Source organism: Ruegeria sp. CK1 (assembly GCF_056536545.1).
The window spans coordinates 242,968-261,437 of the sequence record NZ_JBQFPX010000003.1 but is presented as its reverse complement, the minus strand read 5'-3'; the positions used below and the strand labels follow the sequence as shown (position 1 = coordinate 261,437).

Annotated in this window: 14 protein-coding genes and 1 pseudogene; all 15 read right to left on the bottom strand. The window is 55.4% G+C overall.

Translation table 11 applies throughout. The features are described 5' to 3' along the window. Nucleotides 1–7 precede the first annotated feature (7 nt). The 15 genes and pseudogenes from ACR0L3_RS10415 to tssB (ACR0L3_RS10345) all read right to left on the bottom strand — a co-directional run bounded on the left by ACR0L3_RS10415 (nucleotide 8) and on the right by tssB (ACR0L3_RS10345) (nucleotide 18,439). Complete coding sequence (locus ACR0L3_RS10415) at nucleotides 8–313, bottom strand: PAAR domain-containing protein (protein WP_170590860.1); 306 nt, start codon at nucleotides 311–313, stop codon at nucleotides 8–10. A 2-nt stretch (nucleotides 314–315) separates the two neighbouring features. Then, on the bottom strand, nucleotides 316–927 hold the full coding sequence (locus tag ACR0L3_RS10410; protein WP_480745646.1) for a DUF6931 family protein: 612 nt from the start codon (nucleotides 925–927) through the stop codon (nucleotides 316–318). 11 nt (nucleotides 928–938) lie between these two features. After that, nucleotides 939–3,071 carry a type VI secretion system Vgr family protein gene (locus tag ACR0L3_RS10405; RefSeq protein ID WP_480745645.1) on the bottom strand — a complete coding sequence of 711 codons (2,133 nt, stop codon included), beginning with the start codon at nucleotides 3,069–3,071 and terminating at the stop codon, nucleotides 939–941. A gap of 34 nt (nucleotides 3,072–3,105) precedes the next feature. After that, entirely contained in the window at nucleotides 3,106–5,811 is a 2,706-nt protein-coding gene (locus ACR0L3_RS10400; protein WP_480745773.1) for a type VI secretion system contractile sheath domain-containing protein, read from the bottom strand. A 309-nt stretch (nucleotides 5,812–6,120) separates the two neighbouring features. Further along, a pseudogene (gene tssB, locus ACR0L3_RS10395) lies at nucleotides 6,121–6,594 on the bottom strand (type VI secretion system contractile sheath small subunit); the annotation flags it as partial. Beyond that, nucleotides 6,587–7,444: an ion transporter gene (locus ACR0L3_RS10390; protein WP_480745644.1), complete on the bottom strand. Its 858-nt coding sequence runs from the start codon at nucleotides 7,442–7,444 to the stop codon at nucleotides 6,587–6,589. The pseudogene tssB (ACR0L3_RS10395) and the gene ACR0L3_RS10390, both read right to left, overlap by 8 nt. A gap of 62 nt (nucleotides 7,445–7,506) precedes the next feature. Then, nucleotides 7,507–8,742: a hypothetical protein gene (locus ACR0L3_RS10385; protein WP_480745643.1), complete on the bottom strand. Its 1,236-nt coding sequence runs from the start codon at nucleotides 8,740–8,742 to the stop codon at nucleotides 7,507–7,509. 62 nt (nucleotides 8,743–8,804) lie between these two features. Further along, a complete protein-coding gene (gene tssH / locus ACR0L3_RS10380; protein ID WP_480745642.1) occupies nucleotides 8,805–11,528 on the bottom strand; it encodes a type VI secretion system ATPase TssH in 2,724 nt (907 codons plus the stop codon). Nucleotides 11,529–11,533: 5 nt separating this feature from the next. After that, on the bottom strand, nucleotides 11,534–12,601 hold the full coding sequence (gene tssG / locus ACR0L3_RS10375; protein WP_480745641.1) for a type VI secretion system baseplate subunit TssG: 1,068 nt from the start codon (nucleotides 12,599–12,601) through the stop codon (nucleotides 11,534–11,536). After that, nucleotides 12,565–14,442, bottom strand: coding sequence for a type VI secretion system baseplate subunit TssF (tssF, locus tag ACR0L3_RS10370; protein ID WP_480745640.1), 1,878 nt, complete (start codon nucleotides 14,440–14,442; stop codon nucleotides 12,565–12,567). The genes tssG and tssF overlap by 37 nt, the downstream gene beginning before the upstream one ends. Nucleotides 14,443–14,447: 5 nt before the next feature. Beyond that, nucleotides 14,448–14,942, bottom strand: coding sequence for a type VI secretion system baseplate subunit TssE (gene tssE, locus ACR0L3_RS10365; protein ID WP_480745639.1), 495 nt, complete (start codon nucleotides 14,940–14,942; stop codon nucleotides 14,448–14,450). After that, nucleotides 14,935–15,756, bottom strand: a complete 822-nt coding sequence (locus ACR0L3_RS10360) for a type VI secretion system accessory protein TagJ (protein ID WP_480745638.1) — start codon at nucleotides 15,754–15,756, stop codon at nucleotides 14,935–14,937. Before ACR0L3_RS10360 ends, tssE begins: the two co-directional genes overlap by 8 nt. Before the next feature lie 79 nt (nucleotides 15,757–15,835). Further along, entirely contained in the window at nucleotides 15,836–16,333 is a 498-nt protein-coding gene (locus ACR0L3_RS10355) for an Hcp family type VI secretion system effector (RefSeq protein ID WP_480745637.1), read from the bottom strand. 93 nt (nucleotides 16,334–16,426) lie between these two features. After that, nucleotides 16,427–17,920, bottom strand: coding sequence for a type VI secretion system contractile sheath large subunit (gene tssC, locus ACR0L3_RS10350; protein ID WP_480745636.1), 1,494 nt, complete (start codon nucleotides 17,918–17,920; stop codon nucleotides 16,427–16,429). 3 nt (nucleotides 17,921–17,923) lie between these two features. After that, a complete protein-coding gene (tssB, locus tag ACR0L3_RS10345) occupies nucleotides 17,924–18,439 on the bottom strand; it encodes a type VI secretion system contractile sheath small subunit (RefSeq protein WP_480745635.1) in 516 nt (171 codons plus the stop codon). Between the last annotated feature and the right edge of the window lie 31 nt (nucleotides 18,440–18,470).

The following is an 18,470-nucleotide window of genomic DNA, read 5'->3' as shown; positions in this document are numbered from 1 at the left end:
TTTTTCTTCATCCTCCAACCAGAACGGTAAACTCGCCCTTAATAATCGGACCACCACAGGCACAGGTGTCCATTACCCGCGCAGCCGGCAATTTGCTGATCAACACGGTGGCAGAGCCTTTGACGATTGGATGCGGAAACGCGGGCGTTGCCAGATCGGTCAATCGGGCAGCGGGCAGCTTCGCAACCAGAACGGTAGGGCAACAGGGCGGCATAATAGGCATCGGCACAGGTGCGGGCGGCGGCGGTGCCGGCGGAGGCGCAGGCAACGTACAGGTGTGCAAGTCGGTGACACGGGCCTGAGGGAATCCCATGTTTACTCCTCTGTCTCGATACCGGCCGCCTTGCGGTCCACTTTACCATTTCCACCACGAGCAATATCGACGCCGCGATCAATCAGCAACTGTACGTACGCATCAAAGTCACCTTCGTGGTGGTCCATCGCAACAACATTCATTGCAAACGCCAGGGTTTCCGCGGCTCCCGGCGGGGAGGGAATGTTCGCAAGATCCCCGGTACCCAGCGTCCCTTCCGAGTATAGCACGCCCATGGCACAGTTCACTGTCTCGTCGTCCGGCTCCGCAACATCTATGGTTTCACCGGCTTTTTGGCGGTTTTCATGTGTCGGGCGGAACACCCATTCCTCGGATGCGGCCAAAGATGGTGTGTTGTTGTCCGGAGCTTCCCCCACATAGTCGCGTGCGGCCAGACATGACCACCAAACGCGTTCTCGTGGCGGCAGGGCAACACCCAGCAGGCGCAGGATGTCAATCACCGCACCTTTTTCGTCCAGCTCAGCCAAAACTACATCCAACGGTGCGCTGGTGGGAGAATCCAGTTTCGTGCCAAGCCGGGCGTTGGCATCAGCCAGCATCCTGGCCGCTGGCACTTGCGGGGTCTTCGTCATTTTGGCAAATCGTTCGCTCATTTCTAAGCCCCCTAGTTGATCATGGTCAGGCCGCCCTTGAGGGTCAGCATGCCATCACCATTGACCGTAGTCAGCGGACTTTTTGCATCCAGTTTGGCCGTAGCTTGAACATTGATCATGGTGCTTTTGATCGTAACACTCGTGGGATCAAGCTTGATCGAGGATGTTCCGACTTTCAGTTCAATCGACTGCAACGCCGTCATGGTAATTTTACCAGCTTTAGCGTCGACCTGAATATTGCCCATTTTAACCGTAGTCGTCTTGTTTCCGCTGTTGACCGAGGTCACCATGTTGCCGGTCTTGATCGTCTCGGTATCATTGCCGGTGACAGTACGAGTGGACTTGCCCTCGATGGTTTCGGTCTGGTCGGTCTTGATGCTGATCGTCTGACTGCCTTTTTCGATCTTTAAAGTATGGTCACCTTCTTTGATCGTTTCGTCCACGTTCTTTTTGACCACCTGACTCAGGCAACCGTCGCCACCATTGCCACCCTTGTCCAGCTTGTCATAACCGATAGTGATAGTTGATTTATTCTTAATAAGCTTTTCGTGGTCTTTCTGTGCTTGGAAGCGCACCAATTCCTCGCCTTTTTTGTCCTCGAACATCAGTTCGTTGAACATCTCGGCGCTGCCGCCCTTAGAGGAACGGGTCTTGATCCCCGACTGGGTTTGGTTCGCAGGCAGGGCATAGGGTGGCATGGTATCCGCGTTGTAGAGCATGCCGGTGCAGATCGGTCGGTCGGGATCGCCTTCTTCAAACTGAATGACAACTTCCTGACCGATCCGGGGAATGCTGACCATACCCCAGTTCTTTCCGGACCACGGGGTCACGACACGCACCCAGCAGGTGGTGTTCTCATCCTTCTTGCCCTCACGGTCCCAGTGAAACTGGACCTTGATGCGCCCATGCTTGTCGGTCCAAATTTCCTCGCCGCTTTTGCCGGTGACAATCGCCGTATGCAGCCCGGAAATCTCGGGCCACTGCGTCGTCAGGGGCGAACGATACTTGACCGATTTGGGCTGTGCCTCAAACTCAACCATGAACATCTCGTTGCTGTCATCGGGAAATTCCAGCGCCCCGGTGTCGAGATCTTTTTCGTTCTTTTCGAACCCGTAACCTTCGGTGGTTTGTAGATAGTAGGTCGCACCGGTGATCAGGTAATCAGAGTTCTGATCCTTGTCGGGATGTTCCTTCAACGTGAAGGTCCGTCCGACCTCCATCGCGCGAACCGAGGCTCGACCCCGGCGGCGGTCGAACCTTGCATCCTCGGCCTCCATCCGCACCTGCGCACGTGTCGTGCCCAGCTTGGTTTCCTTGTAGTAATGCCCCGGCGCGTCATACAACTCATAGCTTTTGAAATTATGCGTCGCTTTGGTCTTGGTATTGGCGCGTACTTCCAGCTTGGCATTGGGCGTGTTGAAATCAAAATCCCGCAGCGAAACGACACCCGGCACGATCTCCTGACCGCTGGCCCACTCGGAAACGCAATCGGACAAGCGCTGTTTGTAATCGTCACCCGCTCGGTACTCGACATTCGATTCGCCTTCAATGGGCTTGTGCGCCGAAACGTCATCGCACAGCACCAGTGTTTCCAGCTTATCCTCGGCTTTAGAGTAGTCGAAATAGTAATAAATACCCTCTTCCTGCATCAGACGGGAAATGAAATCGAAATCGGTCTCACGGTACTGAACGCAGTATTCACGCTGCTGATAGGTCGAACTGAGGCTCTTCTTGAAGTCCGAGAACGCGTATTCCTTGAATATCTTTTCGATGATCTGCACGGCGGTCATATTCTGAAAAATGCGGCTGTCGGTGGTCTGATCCAGCATCCAGAACCAGGGGCGCAGTTCCGCCAGCAACTGCACATAGCCATCGCGCAAAGCCAGCCGTTCGACTCGCACAATCGTGCCAGTGAACTTGCGCTCGGCCCCCTCGGCGGCGGCCATGTGGATGGTCATGATCTTGCCCAGCAGCTTGTCCAGCGAGATCGATTTGTCGGACGAAAGCACCTCGACCTGAATGTCGCTCAGTTCGCCCAGCTTTTCGGTAACAATCGCACGCCGGATAACAAGTTCATCTTCGTCATAACTGTATGACCCAGTGATCCGAAGCGGCCACTCTTTGCTTTGCAGACTTTCAGCCATTTACCGTTCCTTCCAAATCTCTTTCAGCGCGCCATCACAGGTCATCCAGCAAGGCAGCCAGTTCGGGGTCAATTTCGTCATCGACATCATCGTCCGAGTCATCGTCGAACCCCGCCAGAAAATCATCCAGCGCGCTGGAGTCGTCTTCTTCCAAGTCCAGATCGAGGTCATCGATATCTACATCTTCGGGGGCCGCGTCCTCCAAGTCCGCCAGATCATCGGTGTCCAAATCAAGATCAAGATCGTCATCGACCGATGCAACATCTGCATCTGGTTCTGGAGGAACATCTGGCGAGGGTTCGGGAACCGGCGCATTGGACCAAGGCCCCAGAATTTCCTGCCCGGCAAGTGAGTTGAACGAACCCAATCTGATCTCGTCCCTGCCCTTGACCGAAAGCACCGGCATGAATCCACGCTGAACCGAATGCTCATGCTTTTCCAAGGTGATGTTGCGCTCTGTGCAGGGTAAGGCCACCTGATCGCCATAACGATCATTCACATAGTGATAGGGCATGCCTCCCAAGCTCATGACCGAGCCGAGATTCATCGCCTTGCCGTTTTGCTTGAACGACCTCGCCATCAGGATAGCCACCAGCACCGCGGGGTTGGCCCACAGCATGCCGCGCAACCCTTCAGACTCGGTGAACTCTTCGAAATCAAACTCGTAGATCGGTTCGGATTTTGCTCCGTATGGTCGCCTTAATAGGAAACGCGGTGAAACCAACCCAACATGTCCCGCCTCGGGCATAGCACGCAGCGTATCCCACGCCTTCACAACTAGCGGATGCCGATCCTCTTTCTTGGTATCGAGGTATGTTGGTTTGATAGCAGCGATAAAGGGCGCGTCTACGTGGGCAGCAACCCGGCCGATCCGGCCCAGCAACTCGGCATGGGGCGGCGTTTCCTCAAATGTATATAGACCGATCAGCGCGGAATACCCGCCGCGCCCGTTTTCCTCGTCCAACGGCTCTTCCGTCAGCAATCGCACTAGCCCGGTCTTGGCCAGATCGTCTCCTGCGGCCAAATCGGCCGCAATCTCTTCAGCTGAAACATCGTACAGGATCACGTCCAACGTATCGTCGTCTTCAATGCTGCGGGCGATCAGATCAAGACTGCGCCATTGCGCCTCGACCGACTGAAACTCGGGGTGGTGCAACACCATGCGCATCGCCGCACTCAATGCTTCGTCCACTGCCGTTTGCATAGCGGACACATCGGGGCTGGGAAGCTTGCGAATATGCGGACCAACGACGCGCTTCAACAGATTATCCACAGGTGAGGCTTGGGTCAGCGCCCCACCCGTATCGCCGATCAATTTCTGAAAGTCGCTCAGCTTCAAGTCAGCACGCACCGTGTTGCCGCCAGAACTTTTTTGCGGTGGCACGACCGCCTGTCCAAATTCCTCGCCCCATGCGATCAGCTGTTTGGCGGCGTGATCTGCCGTTGCGCCGGCGCCAAGCTGACTTTTCAAGCCTGAGAGGCCATCGAACAGCTCAACTTTTTCATAAAGCTCATCGGGGTGCAGATCGTCCAGCTCCTTCAGATCGACCTCGATCCCTGCCCCATCCTTGCCGAGAGGCAGAACCAATTTAGTCGCAAAGCCTTTGATCACATCATCGACCGTGTCCGGGTCCAACAGGATCGGCTTGCGTGACGCCAAGGCGTCGCCGGTCTCGATCTGTCCTTTGGCCGAGCGCCCCGAGAAATCACCGAATATTGCCAGACGGAACCGGGTGCGTTTCAAACGCTCAGGATCCGGCCGGTCGGCGCTTATTGTGCCGTAGGCTAGAACCGGTTCTCCATCGTGTTTGGCCTCTTCAGTCTCGTTTTCGCTGTTGTCTTCGTCCAAGTCGTTCAGCAAGTCATCAAGGTCCAGGTCGCCAGAGCTTTCTTCGCTGCCAATTTCGCTTAGCAAGTCATCTAAGTCATCTGCTTGGCTCGTGTCCTCGCTATCGGCCAACAACGATTCAATATCAAAATCCTCTTCAACACCGTCCGATTGATCGCTCTCGTCGCTCAGCACATCTTCAATGTCGTCACTGTCGGATGGGTCGGCGTCCAACAGATCATCAAGGTCATCCTCTGACCCGGTCTCGTCGGCAGTAAGGTCGTTCAACAGAGCCTCTAAATCGTCCTCTCCATCATCCTCGTTTGCGGGTTCATCCAAGTCTGCCAACAGCGCGTCCAGATCATCGTCTTCATTGGCTACTTCTTCAGACAGACTATCCGCCAAGTCGCCCAAAATCTCATCGGTTTCATCGGCATCTTCGACCTCGGGCAGTGCTTCGAGAATATCGTCGATCGTCTCATCTTCGTCAGCACCATCCGACGCCGTCTCAGCCAGATCCGCCAATAGCTCGTCCAGATTATCGTCTTCTGCCGCCTCCGGTACCTCGGGGATCGAAGACAAAGCGTCTTCGACGGTGTTGTCGATGTTTTCGTCTTCCTGACCCAACTCCGCCAGCTCTGCCAGTACATCGTCGCTTTGGTTGTCGTCGCTCAGTTCTTCCACCGCAGGCAGAGAAGACAAGGCGTCATCCAAGGTAGTGTCGTCACCTGCGTCGGTTGGCGCAGCTTCGGAAAGCCCGGAAAGTACATCGGCTGATATGTCCTCCTGCACAGGTTCCGTGAATTCCGGCAGTGTAGAGAGAATGTCATCAGTTGACTCGTCTTCATTATCGTCGTCCGGCGCATTGCTCGCCAAATCTGCCAATACGTCCTCAGACACGTCTTGGTCCATTTCGGCAGAGGTCTCCGGTATCGAGGCAAGTGCATCCGCGACTGAAGTATCGGGCGTGTCTGCCTGAGGTTCAGTTTCAGCCAATTTCGACAAAACCTGCGAGGAACTGTCGTCATCCACCGGAGTTTCGACCTCGGGAACAGAAGCCAGAACGTCCTCAACCTCGTCGCCTTCATCCGTATCGACGTGAGTTTCAGGCAGCGAAGCCAGAGCATCATCCACCGAAGTGTCGACAGGCGCATCCTCGGGTGCTTCGGCGCGCAGGGCATCCAGCGTCTCTTCATAGTTCTGGTCCGAAATCTCGCTGTTGCTGAGAGCGCTCAACAAAGCAGGATCGGCAAGGATTTTCTCGATCAGAGCCTCAGCCTCGGTTTTCCCGTCCATATAAGCCATCAGTGTCGACAACTGGGTCCGCGCCTCAAGCAGCTTGCGCAGCGGTTTAATCCTGGCCGCAATTTGCGCCGGGCTGAAATCTGCCATTTTCTCAAAGGTCAGATCGACCGCCAGATTACCCTCGCCGGTCAATGTGTTGGGCACCGCAAACTCAACCCGCGGCGCCATTGCCTTCATCCGGTCATCGAAGTTATCGACATCAATTTCAAGGAACTTGCGATCGCTTACATTGGGTGTTTTGACAGTGGATTTACCGGACAAGTCACTCATTACGCCCATGACAAAGGGCAATTGTACTTTCTTCTCGGCACCGTAGAGTTCAACGTCATATTCAATCTGAACCCGAGGCGCCCGATTGCGGGCGATGAACTTCTGCGAACTGTCAGCCATCTGTCTGCCCTTTCAGTTCGGCTACTTCGCGACGCAGGGCCTTCACCTCAACAAGCAGTTCCCTGACGTGGTCGTCGACAATATCTGTTTCGCTGCGCACAAGGTCGCGCAGAACAGAGAACTCTTGCACCGATTCATCTTCCACAGCGGACTGCATCGTGTTCACCAACAAACCAATGAACAGGTTCAGTACTGAAAACGCGGTGATGACGATGAAGGGAACAAAGAAAATCCAGGCCGTTGGATGAGTTTCCATCACCGGACGGACGATACCCATGGACCAGCTTTCCAGCGTCATAATCTGGAACAACGAATACAATGAACGACCCAGCGTACCGAACCATTCGGGGAAGTCGGGACCGTACATCAGTGTGGCCATGACCGCGAAAACATAGAACACTATCGAGATCATGATGATCACCGCGCCCATGCCAGGCAATGCATCCAGCAAAGCCTGAACCACGGCACGCATCTGTGGAATGACCGACAACAGCCGCATCGCGCGAATGACCCGAAGCCCCCGGAGTGCCGACAGACCGTCGCGATTGGGCAACAGACCCAGCGTCACGACCACAAGGTCAAATATATTCCAGGCGTTTTTGAAAAAATCCAACCGATAAGCGTAGAACTTCAACAAAAGCTCGGTCACGAAAATGCCTAGCACGATCTTGTCGATAACCACCAGGATGTGACCAACGCTATTCTGCATCGATGGCGAAGTGGACAACCCCAGTGTGATCGCGTTGAAAATAATCACGCCGAGAATGGTGTTGGTCACCGCTTTGCGCTCAACAAATGCGCGCACAGTTTCGCGGAGCGTTTCGCTCTTCTCGACACCTGTGTCCAACATGCCCTTATGCCCTCCTGCCCGACCCGGACGCACGGTCAGCGCGTCCGGTACGGATTTTCTGCTTAGCCGACGAGGTCGCTGATTTCATCCACCAGAGTGTAGACACCCTTGACGGATGTCACCATCGCAGCGCCTTCTTTTAGCACTGTCATCTTGTCCAGCTTTTTGATTTTGTCGACAATGGTGGTGTCGTCCACTTTCAACCCATTGCCGGCCATCAGCACTTCCATTTCACCCAGGAATTTCTGACGCTCTTCCAGCTTGACCGCCATGGCGCTGGCATCCCGCTTGAGGCCCATGCATTCAGCCCCCAGCTTAACGCCTTCTTCAAGCGTTTTCTGTGCCTTAACCAGCTTCCACATCTTGTCCGCCTTCTGACCCATAGAGTCGACTTTCTGGCGCGTCTTGGTGGTATGTTCACGGTAAAGCTGGCGCTTTTTGTCGGCGCTTTTCTGATAGCTCGAATAACCTTTGATCGCGAAATCCGCGATGTCCTTGGCAATCTGCTTTTTGTCGCGGCCCTTGGTTACTTCATCGCCCATCGCAAGCGCCTTGTCCGCCAGTTTCGAAATCGCCTCCAATGGCTTTTTCACCGATAACCCTTTGGTATCCGTGATGCCCTGACGTTCTGCGGCCTGCATGATTACCGTACCACGCAGCTTGATGTATTTCTGGATTGCCTCATACAGATCCTTGCGCAGCTTTTCCTCGCCCTTGCGCTGCTGCTGAATCTCTTTGCCCAGATTGTAGATTTCCTTGGCGATGGTTTTATAGGCCAGAACATCTGCACCCGAGGACGCGACGGCGCGAGTCACGCTGGTTCCGATTTTGATGAAAGCCTTCGTTACCTTCAGGGTCGTCTTGACCCGTGCTTCGGTCAGCAGCTTATCTTTGTTGGCCTCCATCTTCAGTTGCTTCTGAATAGCGGCCTGCGCTGCTGGTTCGGCCGACTTCAAAGCGTTCATGATCGACTGGTTGACGCCTTGAATCAGCTTTTCAGCCTCGTCCTGGGATTTTTTCCCAGGCGTCTTCATTAAGTCGGCGACTTTTTTATCGAGCTTAACCGCTTCTTCCTTGATGATTTTCTCATACTTCAGGAGTTCTTTTTCACCAGCGGCCCACATGCGGTCGCCGGCGATATCCGGGGCTTCGGCAGGCTTTTTAAACTTTGAGGACGTGGTGATCGTGAACTCGACCTCGACCTTATAGGCCGGGATTTCGATGTATTGCAGTTTCGGTTTGGACCGAACAAGGTCGACGATCTTTTTCTTAAACGTTCTGTCCGTTGTCTTGGCCATCTCGGCGCTCCTCCGCTATCGGGAAATGCTTTTGTTTGGTTGCCCTGTGATTCAGGTCCCGGTCAGTCAAATCCATATGTGAAGTCGCCGTCTGTGACATCGATCACGACTTTGCTAACTTCTTGCCCTTCCATCATTCTTTTAAGGAATTCCGCTGAAATATCTGGCAGCATCGTGTTGGTCACTATGGCGTCGATCATACGGCCGCCGCTGTCCAGCTCCTGACAGCGGTTAACGATCTCTTCCACCACGGCGTCAGTATATTCAAATGGAACGCCATGAGCCTGGCTCACGCGTTTCTGAATGCGCCCCAGTTGCAGCTTGGTGATCTCACCCAGCATGTCAGGGCTGAGCGGGTAGTAAGGGATCGTCACCAATCGACCAAGCAGTGCCGGTGGGAAAACCTTGAGCAGCGGGTCTCGCAGCGCTTTGGCCATGCCTTCCGGCTCTGGCATCAGATCGGGGTCGGCACACATGTCCATGATCATCTCGGTGCCAACGTTAGAGGTCAGCAGAATTAGCGTGTTCTTGAAGTCGATCACGCGGCCCTCGCCGTCCTCCATGACGCCCTTGTCGAAGACCTGAAAGAAAATCTCATGCACATCGGGGTGGGCCTTTTCGACCTCATCCAACAGCACCACCGAATAAGGCTTGCGCCTTACGGCTTCTGTCAGAACACCGCCCTCACCATATCCGACGTAACCCGGAGGGGCCCCTTTCAGACTACTGACCGTGTGCGCCTCTTGATACTCAGACATGTTGATGGTGATGACGTTCTGTTCACCACCATACAGCACCTCGGCCAGCGCCAGTGCGGTTTCGGTTTTACCGACGCCACTGGTCCCTGCGAGCATGAAGACACCAATGGGTTTGTTCGGATTGTCGAGTCCGGCACGGCTGGTCTGCACCCGCTTGGCGATCATTTTCATCGCATGATCCTGACCAATCACGCGCTTTGCCAAACGCTCTTCAAGATTCAGGATCGTCTCAATCTCATCCTTAACCATGCGACCCACGGGAATACCGGTCCAATCACCGACCACGCTGGCCACCGCCTGATGATCCACGATGGGCAGGATCAGCGGGCTGTCGCCCTGCAATGTCTCCAACTCCGCATTCTTGGCCTTCAGTTCCTGAAGGAGGGCTTCTCGGTCGATGGGTTGCGCTTCGGCTGCTGGGGCTTCTTCGGTCGCAGCTTCACCTTCCGCGGTGCCGGTGCCCTCAACTTCCTGCCCGCCTTCACGTAGCTTGGCGCGAAGCTCGAGGATTTCTTCGACAACCTTCTTCTCAGCTTCCCAACGCTCTGTCAGTTCTGCCAGTCGCGCTTCTTCCGCCTCCTTCGCGGCGTTCACGGCCTCGCGCCGATCAGCTACGTCATAGCCTGCAGTCTCATCCCGTTCGATGATCTCCAGCTCGGTTGTCAGCGCTTCAATCCGGCGCTGGCTGTCATCAACCTCGGCGGGAACCGCGTGCTGAGAAACGGCGACACGCGCACAAGCTGTATCCAACAGACTGACCGATTTGTCGGGCAATTGTCGCGCCGGAATGTAGCGAGCCGATAGCGTCACTGCCGCCTCGATCCCTTCGTCAAGCACCTGCACCCGGTGATGTTTTTCTAGCATAGAGGCGATGCCGCGCATCATCAGAACCGCCTTTGGAATATCGGGTTCCTCGACATGCACGACCTGGAAACGCCGAGTTAAGGCCGGATCTTTTTCGATGTACTTCTTGTACTCCGCCCACGTGGTTGCACCGATGGTCCGCAACGTGCCCCGCGCCAGTGCGGGTTTAAGCAGGTTGGCCGCATCTCCGGTACCTGCCGCACCGCCCGCGCCTACCAGTGTGTGGGTTTCGTCGACAAACATGACAATTGGCGTTGGACTGGCCTGAACCTCATCAATCACCTGCCGCAGGCGGTTTTCAAACTCACCCTTCATACTGGCCCCGGCTTGCAACAACCCCACATCCAAAACCAACAGACGCACGTCCTTCAGTGCTGGTGGAACATCCCCGCGCGCGATGCGCAAAGCGAAGCCCTCGACCACAGCTGTTTTGCCGACGCCCGCCTCACCGGTCAGGATTGGGTTGTTCTGGCGGCGGCGCATCAGCACGTCGACTATCTGACGAATTTCCTCGTCACGACCGACGATGGGATCAATCTCGCCATTGCGGGCCTGTTCGGTTAGGTCGGTGCAGAACTGTTCTAACGCCTCGCCTTTACCCATCGCACCGGGGGCCATCGCACCGCTGGCCTCACCAGGTTCTGCACCGCCACCCACGTTTGATCCGTCCTGCGCACCAAGAGTATCCTCGGGCGAGCCATCGGTGGCCTTCGCAAAGCTATCCGCCAGATCGTCCGCACCGATCTTTGCCAGTTCCGGCGACATGCTGGCCAGAATATTTCGCAGAGCTGGCGTCTTCAGCATTCCAAGGATCAGATAGCCGGTCCGAACCTTGCTGTCGGAATAAAGCAGCGACCCCCAGACCCAGCCCCGCTCCATCGCATCCATCAGGTGATCGGACAGATCGGAAATGGACGATGCTCCGCGCGGCAGCATGTCCAGTGAACGTGTCAGCTCGGACGCGATTTTACCCGGGTCCAGGTCGTAATGCTGGATGATACGGTGAATATCGCTGTCCTGACCGTTCAGAATCTGATGCAGCCAGTGCTGAATTTCGACATACGGATTGCCCCGCATTTTGCAGAACACTGTGGCCCCTTCAATGGCCTGGTATCCAAGCTTGTTCAACTTTCCAAACAGCGAAATGCGGCTGATTTCCGTCATCTTCGTTACCTCTCAGCATGGGCCGGTTCTTCGGCCTCGAATTCTTGCGTTGCATATCCGGGAAACAGAACCAGATCGTCGGCATCAGGACGATCTTGGTCCGGGTCGTTTCCAGTTCTGATCCAGCTTGTGTGGCCCAACTGTGTGGTTCCGCCCAGCGAAGCGCGCGGCACCTCGTCACCTGCCAGTACGAGATTTACCTCGTAGTCCAATGTGTCGCCGACATAAGTGCGAACGATCGATTCCAGCCGCTGCTGCGAAACGCCACCCGGCAAAAGGCGGCTGTAATCTTTCAATGACAAAGGCCCAATGCGGATGCGAAACTTAGCAGACCGAGACCAGACACGGTTACCGATACTGGTTGACTGTCCCAGACGCGCCGGTGCACCCAACTGCCATGTGTCGTCAGGCTCAAGTTCCAGCCAGGAACCGATGAATTGCTGAACATGCACTTCGGCCCCAAAGTAATCTGACAGGATCGCGATCAAGCCCTCGACCGTTTTTGTTCCTGACCCCAGATGCCCTGCAAAAAAGCGGCGCAGCATGTCGGGCATTGCATCCCGTTCTTGCAAATCAGCGCCTTTAAACCCGGCCAGAGCTCCGACGCGCTGTTCGAACGGGTCATTACCGCGATCAAAACTGGGGGCTGGCTCCGCTGCTGCCCAGGCTCGATACAGCAAGCTCATCAACCTGTGGGTCAGCATGTCAGCAAATGCGACAAAGGTTGGGTCGCGGTGATTGCGTTGCCGGTCGCGAGCGAATTCAGTCAGATGGAGAGGCAGCGGACCCTGCGGTCCGAAGAACCCGAAGAACAGGTTATTTAGCTTACCCGGCGCAGTGTCCGAAGCAGGTTCAAACCGCGTCAGAGTATTTGGCGGAAAAGCCAACGAGACGTCTTGCCCAAGACGCACACGATCCTCGCGTGGACGACGAGATTCCCCCAACCGTGGTGCATCACTGTAATGCGCTTCAATTATCCGAAGGGCCTGAAAGACGTGATGTCTTTCAGGGTCCGCCGCCAGAGCGGCTAACAGGCTCAGATGATCCTGCCCAGGCCGGCTGCTGGTCGCCATCTGGCAATCTCTCCCCTTCGTTCGGTTTTCAGCACAGTTTCGGTGAAACTGTTAATCGTTGTGTATTTTCGGAAGAACCGTTCCAGCACAGCACCCAGGACGTATACGCTCGTCCCTTCATAAAAACTTTCGTCGAATCCCAGCGTGATTTCCAATCCGCGCACGGCGGTGCTGAGCACCTCATCGCTCATGCGGCGAACGATAGGACGGCTGGTAACAGACACCACGCCTTCCAACTGCTTTTCCGTCACCCGGTTGCCCAACGGAGCGTAGATGCCCAGCAACTCGCGCAGGGCCCCTGCTCCGCCTTCTTTCCCATCCCCTGCAATCGATAAGTAGTTCAGGCTCAGATGGCTGATCAACTTCCACGCCGCATCGCCCTGAGCCAGCGTCGCATGAGGCCGTGTAGGAGTAACTGGCGTCCGCACGGATTTGACCGGTCCTCCATCGGGCAGGTGAAACACATCGTCTCCGCCTGCTGCCAACAGCATAGGCAGGTCGCGATTTGAACACAGTGCTTCTACTGCCAACTGATCCAGCGATCCGGGATATGGTGTCTCGGCACGGTCCACCAGAGTCAGATAAACCTCGGACCCCAGGTACGAGGTCCTTACACCACGCAGCCGCTCTTTTTCATTACGCTGCCGCATTCGCCTTTTGACGGTGTAATAAGCCGAGTGATTGTCCCCCGCTGCCGTCAGATCGGTATCGCTGTAGAAAGGTCGGAACGGGATGTCGCCATCCTCGTCAGACTGAATACCTGTTACCTTTTCGATTGAAAAAATCTCATAGTCCAGCCCCGCCGTCCGGTTCGGCACCACATGATGCTGGGTGTCCATCTGGGTGATGTGTACCCTGTCACAACGGCGGTGAAACAAGTTCACGGCAGGGACCGCATTTAACGCAAAGGCCGCTGGTGTCACAGCCGGAGCAATGTCGCGCATTCCTTCCTTGAACAATATGTAAATGTCGACATCTGCGCCCGCCGACCGTTTAAGCGCGGTCTTGAGTCCGGTGAGTTCGACGAACAGGAACCGTTCCGGCATTGCGAAATATTCCTGCAGCAGACGATACCCATCAAAGGACTGACGGGGTGTCGGCAACAGCGCCTCGTCTTGTTCAAACCCTTTGGGAATCACGTCCGCATCAGACAGATTTACTGTCCAATCTGCACGCCGGTCCGTTGATCGTCCGGTCAGTCCAACACATTGGGTAGACAGCAATTCATGCAGTCCCCAAGCTTTACCGCTTTGCGTGTCCAAATGCAGAACAAGGCTGTCCATCTCCAGCTCTGCCATCGGTTCGCCGTCAGTCCGGTTCAGCCGCAACCGAATGCCGGCGCGAGCATCGGCATCTCGGGCGACACCTGCGGCCACTAACTCGCCACGGCCATCGATGTATTCCGCTTCAGATATCTCAATTGGCCAAAGTGTCAGGTCCGACGATGTGGTAAACTCGCACGCCGTTTGCTCACCCTCGGCCAGACGGGCGCGAAGCGTCGTACCACGGGCAATCGGGTACCCCTCTTTAAGCGCGGCGTTACCTACGTCCGGCTCAAGTTGAGCGATCATCATCGATGGCGTCGGAGCCAAATAATGCGGGTAAACGATCTCCAGCAGGTTCGAGGTGAAGGCCGGGAACTGCATCTCAAGTTCCAACTGCACCCGAGCGGCCAGAAAGGCGCTGCCTTCCAGCAAACGCTCAACATACGGATCGACAACCTCGATCCCTTCCATACCCAGCCGTGAAGCAATTTTCGGATAGGCGCTGGCGAACTCAGCCCCCATCTCCCGCAAAAATGCCAGTTCGGTTTCGTAATGCTTCAGAAGTCGCGTATCCATGGCGTCTAGCTCCGCTCAATCGCGACTTCGCCTGTGGTCACATCCACTCGGCTGCGCAGATAAAGCTCCAACGGCATCGGCTGCGCCCACATAACGGCGCGGATATCGAACTCAACATGCATTTCGCCCGACCGTTTTTCCGAGCGAAGATCAACCGCAACTGAACCTTTCATGATCCGGGGCTCGAACACCTCAATCGATTCTGCGATGGACTTCTGGATGCGCTGCGCTTGTCGCAAGGTCGAAAAAGACCCGGAGGTTTCGCGAATCCCATAATTCAGAACGGATTTTGCCGCGTATGGGTAAATCTCTTCGTCAATCAGATCGGATTGATCCGTTGTGTTGAGCAGCATTGACAGATCGCGCTGGATGATTTCCCTAAGGCGTCCGACGTCAATGACACGCGCGTCGCGCCCTTCTTTCTTCTCGTCCGGTGCGTCATCCGTCAATCGGTCAAGAAGCGAAGGCTGTAGGCGTTCAACAAGTGTCTTTTCAGCCATCTCCTGCCGCTTCCCCAGCCTCGACGGCCACGTCCAATACAAGTTCGCGGATATCCAGCAGCGCGACATCGGATTTATCCGTTGTCAACAACCTCTGACCCAGACCAACAAATGTATCCGCACCGGCGTCTGCCCAACTGGTCGAACGCGCCAGACGGGCTGCGTCATCGCCGCCTTCGGTGGTGCCCGCATACCGCGTTGGTATCAGCGCAGCCATCTCGCCGCCGCTGGACACGGTGAGCGTACAGGCAGTCCAGACCGCGTCGCGCAAATCAGACGGGGCTTCGATCTCGATCCGCGCGATCTGCGAAAACGGCAACCAGAAATAACGACCGTTAACGATGACTTCGAGTACCGGACCCAGCCGCATATCCGCATCTGCAATCCATTCAAAGGCCTCACCGTTCACGGTGCCGGATGTGGCCGGAGCAGAATCGAATGCGCGCGCGCGAAGCTCTGCGGCCTGATTAAAATGCCCCCCAGCTGTCAGCTTCTGGGCTTCGATCAGATGGGCCAGCCATTCCTCGGGCTCGCCGAAAATCATCGGGGTTTTTTCCCCGGAAAACACCTTCTCGCGATACACTTCGCAAATGATCGCCTCGCGGTAGGTCTTGGCCATCATTGTGGCCGCTTCGTCCATTTCCGCACTCAGTTTCAATTGGGTGATCGCGCGTTTCCAGTCCCCCATAACGCAGAGCAACTGAAACAGAAAAATCCGCAGCTTGGCGTCTGCGGGGTTGGCCCGGATTTTGTCTTGCAGCGTGGCCAACGTGGCCGCCAGATCGCCTGATTTGAGATGCTCTTCCGGCGTCATGTGATCCTCGCGCAGTCAGGATGGAGTGAGTGCAAAGGTCCCGGCAGCCTGTGCCGCCGGGACCGTCGTGTTTGAAAAATTAGCTGACGTCGCCGGTTTCCAGGTTCCACAGGAACTCGTTGGCATCGCTGAGCTTGCCGGTGTTGAAGTCGGCAATCTTGTACTTCACTGAAATACCGCGATAGGCGATTGTCCAGCTTTCGGTCGGGATCGAATCCTCACCACCATCGACCGAGTAACTGTCGATGATCGCATGGCGCAGTGTGATGATCAGATAGGGCTCCATGCCCTTCTTCTCATCATCGCCCGTCCGACACAGATGAACGGTCATTTCTTTGGTGGCCTTGCCCGAAGCAACATAAGTCATCAACTTGGCCGAAGCTTTGCTGAGTTCGGTGTTGATGTTGATCTTGCCGAAGTTAGCGTTCGCGTAACCGCGCTGGGTGGTGCCCAAATCCGACATGTCCAGGGTTCGTGCGACTTCCCAGGCAAAGGACTTACAAGCAATCCAGTCCTTGTGCGCCTTCTCCCGAGCTTCGCCCGGAATGCCGTCGATTTTTACGAATACGTTTTCCATTTTGCCTTCCTCTAAGGTTTATAAGATGGAATTTAGCGAGGGGATCGTCGGCGGCAGTGAAACACATCACACGCCGCCAACTTTTTTATGATTTTATCCAGCTTTTTCAGATGGAAGTTTCGAAACGAGACGTAAAGAAACGGATAGGCCTTCCAGTTGATAGTGCGGACGCAAGAAAAACTTGGACGTGTAGTATCCTGGGTTCCCTTCAACGTCCTCAACCACCACCTCAGCCGAGGCCAAAGGCTTGCGTGCTTTTTCGGCTTCGGCCGAAATATCGGCGTTGAAATCGACGTATTGGTTGATCCAATCCTGCAGCCACGACTCCATGTCCTGCCGGCTTTTGAATGAGCCCACTTTGTCGCGAACCATGCACTTCAGATAGTGTGCAAAGCGGCAAGTCGCGAACAGGTAGGGTAGACGCGCAGCCAGATTGGCATTCGCGGTTGCGTCCGCGTCGTCGTATTCCGCAGGCTTGTGCAACGATTGTGCGCCAATGAACGTCGCCGAATCGCTGTTCTTGCGGTGGATCAAAGGCATCATGCCGTTTTTGGCCAACTCTGCCTCGCGTCGGTCCGAGATGGCGATCTCGGTTGGGCACTTCATGTCCACACCGCCGTCGTCCGTCGGGAAAGTATGTGCGGGAAGGCCTTCGACCGTACCGCCGCTTTCCACACCACGAATGCGCGAGCACCAACCATATTCCTTGAACGAGCGGTTGATGTTCACCGCCATACCGTAGGCCGCATTGACCCAGCTGTAGCTGTCACTGTTGGCGCCAGTGGTGTCTTCTTCGAACGCAAATTCTTCGACCGGTTCAGTCTTGGAACCATAGGGTAGACGGCCCAGGAATCGGGGCATGGCCAATCCAACATATTTGGAATCTTCGCTTTCGCGCAGGGACCGCCAAGCAGCATATTCCGGGGTCTGGAAGATCTTGGTCAGGTCGCGTGGATTGGCCAGTTCCGACCAGCTGTCCATCTGGAACAAGCTGGGCTTGGCGCCGGTGATCAGCGGAGCATGTGCTGCGGCCGCAATCTTGGACATTTCACCCAACAGCTCGATATCCTGCGGGCTGTGGTCGAAATGGTAGTCCGCCACAAGCGAACCATAGGGCTCACCACCGAATTGACCGAATTCTTCTTCATAGAGTTTCTTGAAGATTGGCGACTGATCCCACGCGGTGCCTTTGAACTTGCGCAAGGTCTTGTGCATGTCCTTTTTCGAGATGTTCATCACGCGGATTTTCAGCATCTCGTCGGTTTCGGTGTTGTTCACCAAATAATGCAAACCACGCCACGCGCTTTCCATCTGCTGGAAATCCGCATGGTGCAGGATCAGGTTGACCTGCTCGGTCAACTTCTTGTCGATCTCGGCGATGATCCCTTCGATCGAACGCAGCGCGTCATCTGAGATCAGACCGGTATTGGCCAGAGCTTGCTCGGCCAGCGTCTTGACTGCGCTTTCAACAGCGGTTTTGGCCTGATCGGATTTCGGGCGGAACTCTTTCTGCAGCAGCTCTTCAAACTCAGAAGATCCAAACGCTGTTGCACCTTCGGCGGCTTCTACCTTGGCTTCTTCGGCCATCTTTTACTCCTCCTCAGCAGCGTCGCCGCCCGGCTTGGGCTGGGCTGCCAACGTTTTCAACAGGGATGGGTCTTGCATAATCTTGGCAATCAGATCCTCGGCCCCGGTTTTGCCGTCCATGTATGTCATCAGGTTGGACAGCTGCGTACGGGCGTCCAGCAGCTCTTTGAGCGGCTCGACCTTGGCCGCAATCGCCGCCGGGCTAAAATCATCCATGCTTTCAAATGTGATATCGACCGCCAGATTTCCCTCGCCGGTCAAAGTGTTCGGCACGGTGAAGGCTGCGCGAGGCGCCATCGACTTCATCCGATCGTCGAAATTGTCTACGTCAATTTCCAGAAACTTTCGGTCAGCCACTGCAGGTTGTTCGACCTCGGATTTACCGGCAAGGTCGCTCATCACCCCCATTACGAAAGGCAACTGAACCTTTTTTTCTGCCCCGTACAGCTCGACATCATATTCGATCTGAACCCTAGGAGCCCTGTTCCGGGCTATGAATTTTTGTGAACTGTCAGCCATCTGATGCTCCTCGATTCATCCATCAGTTTTT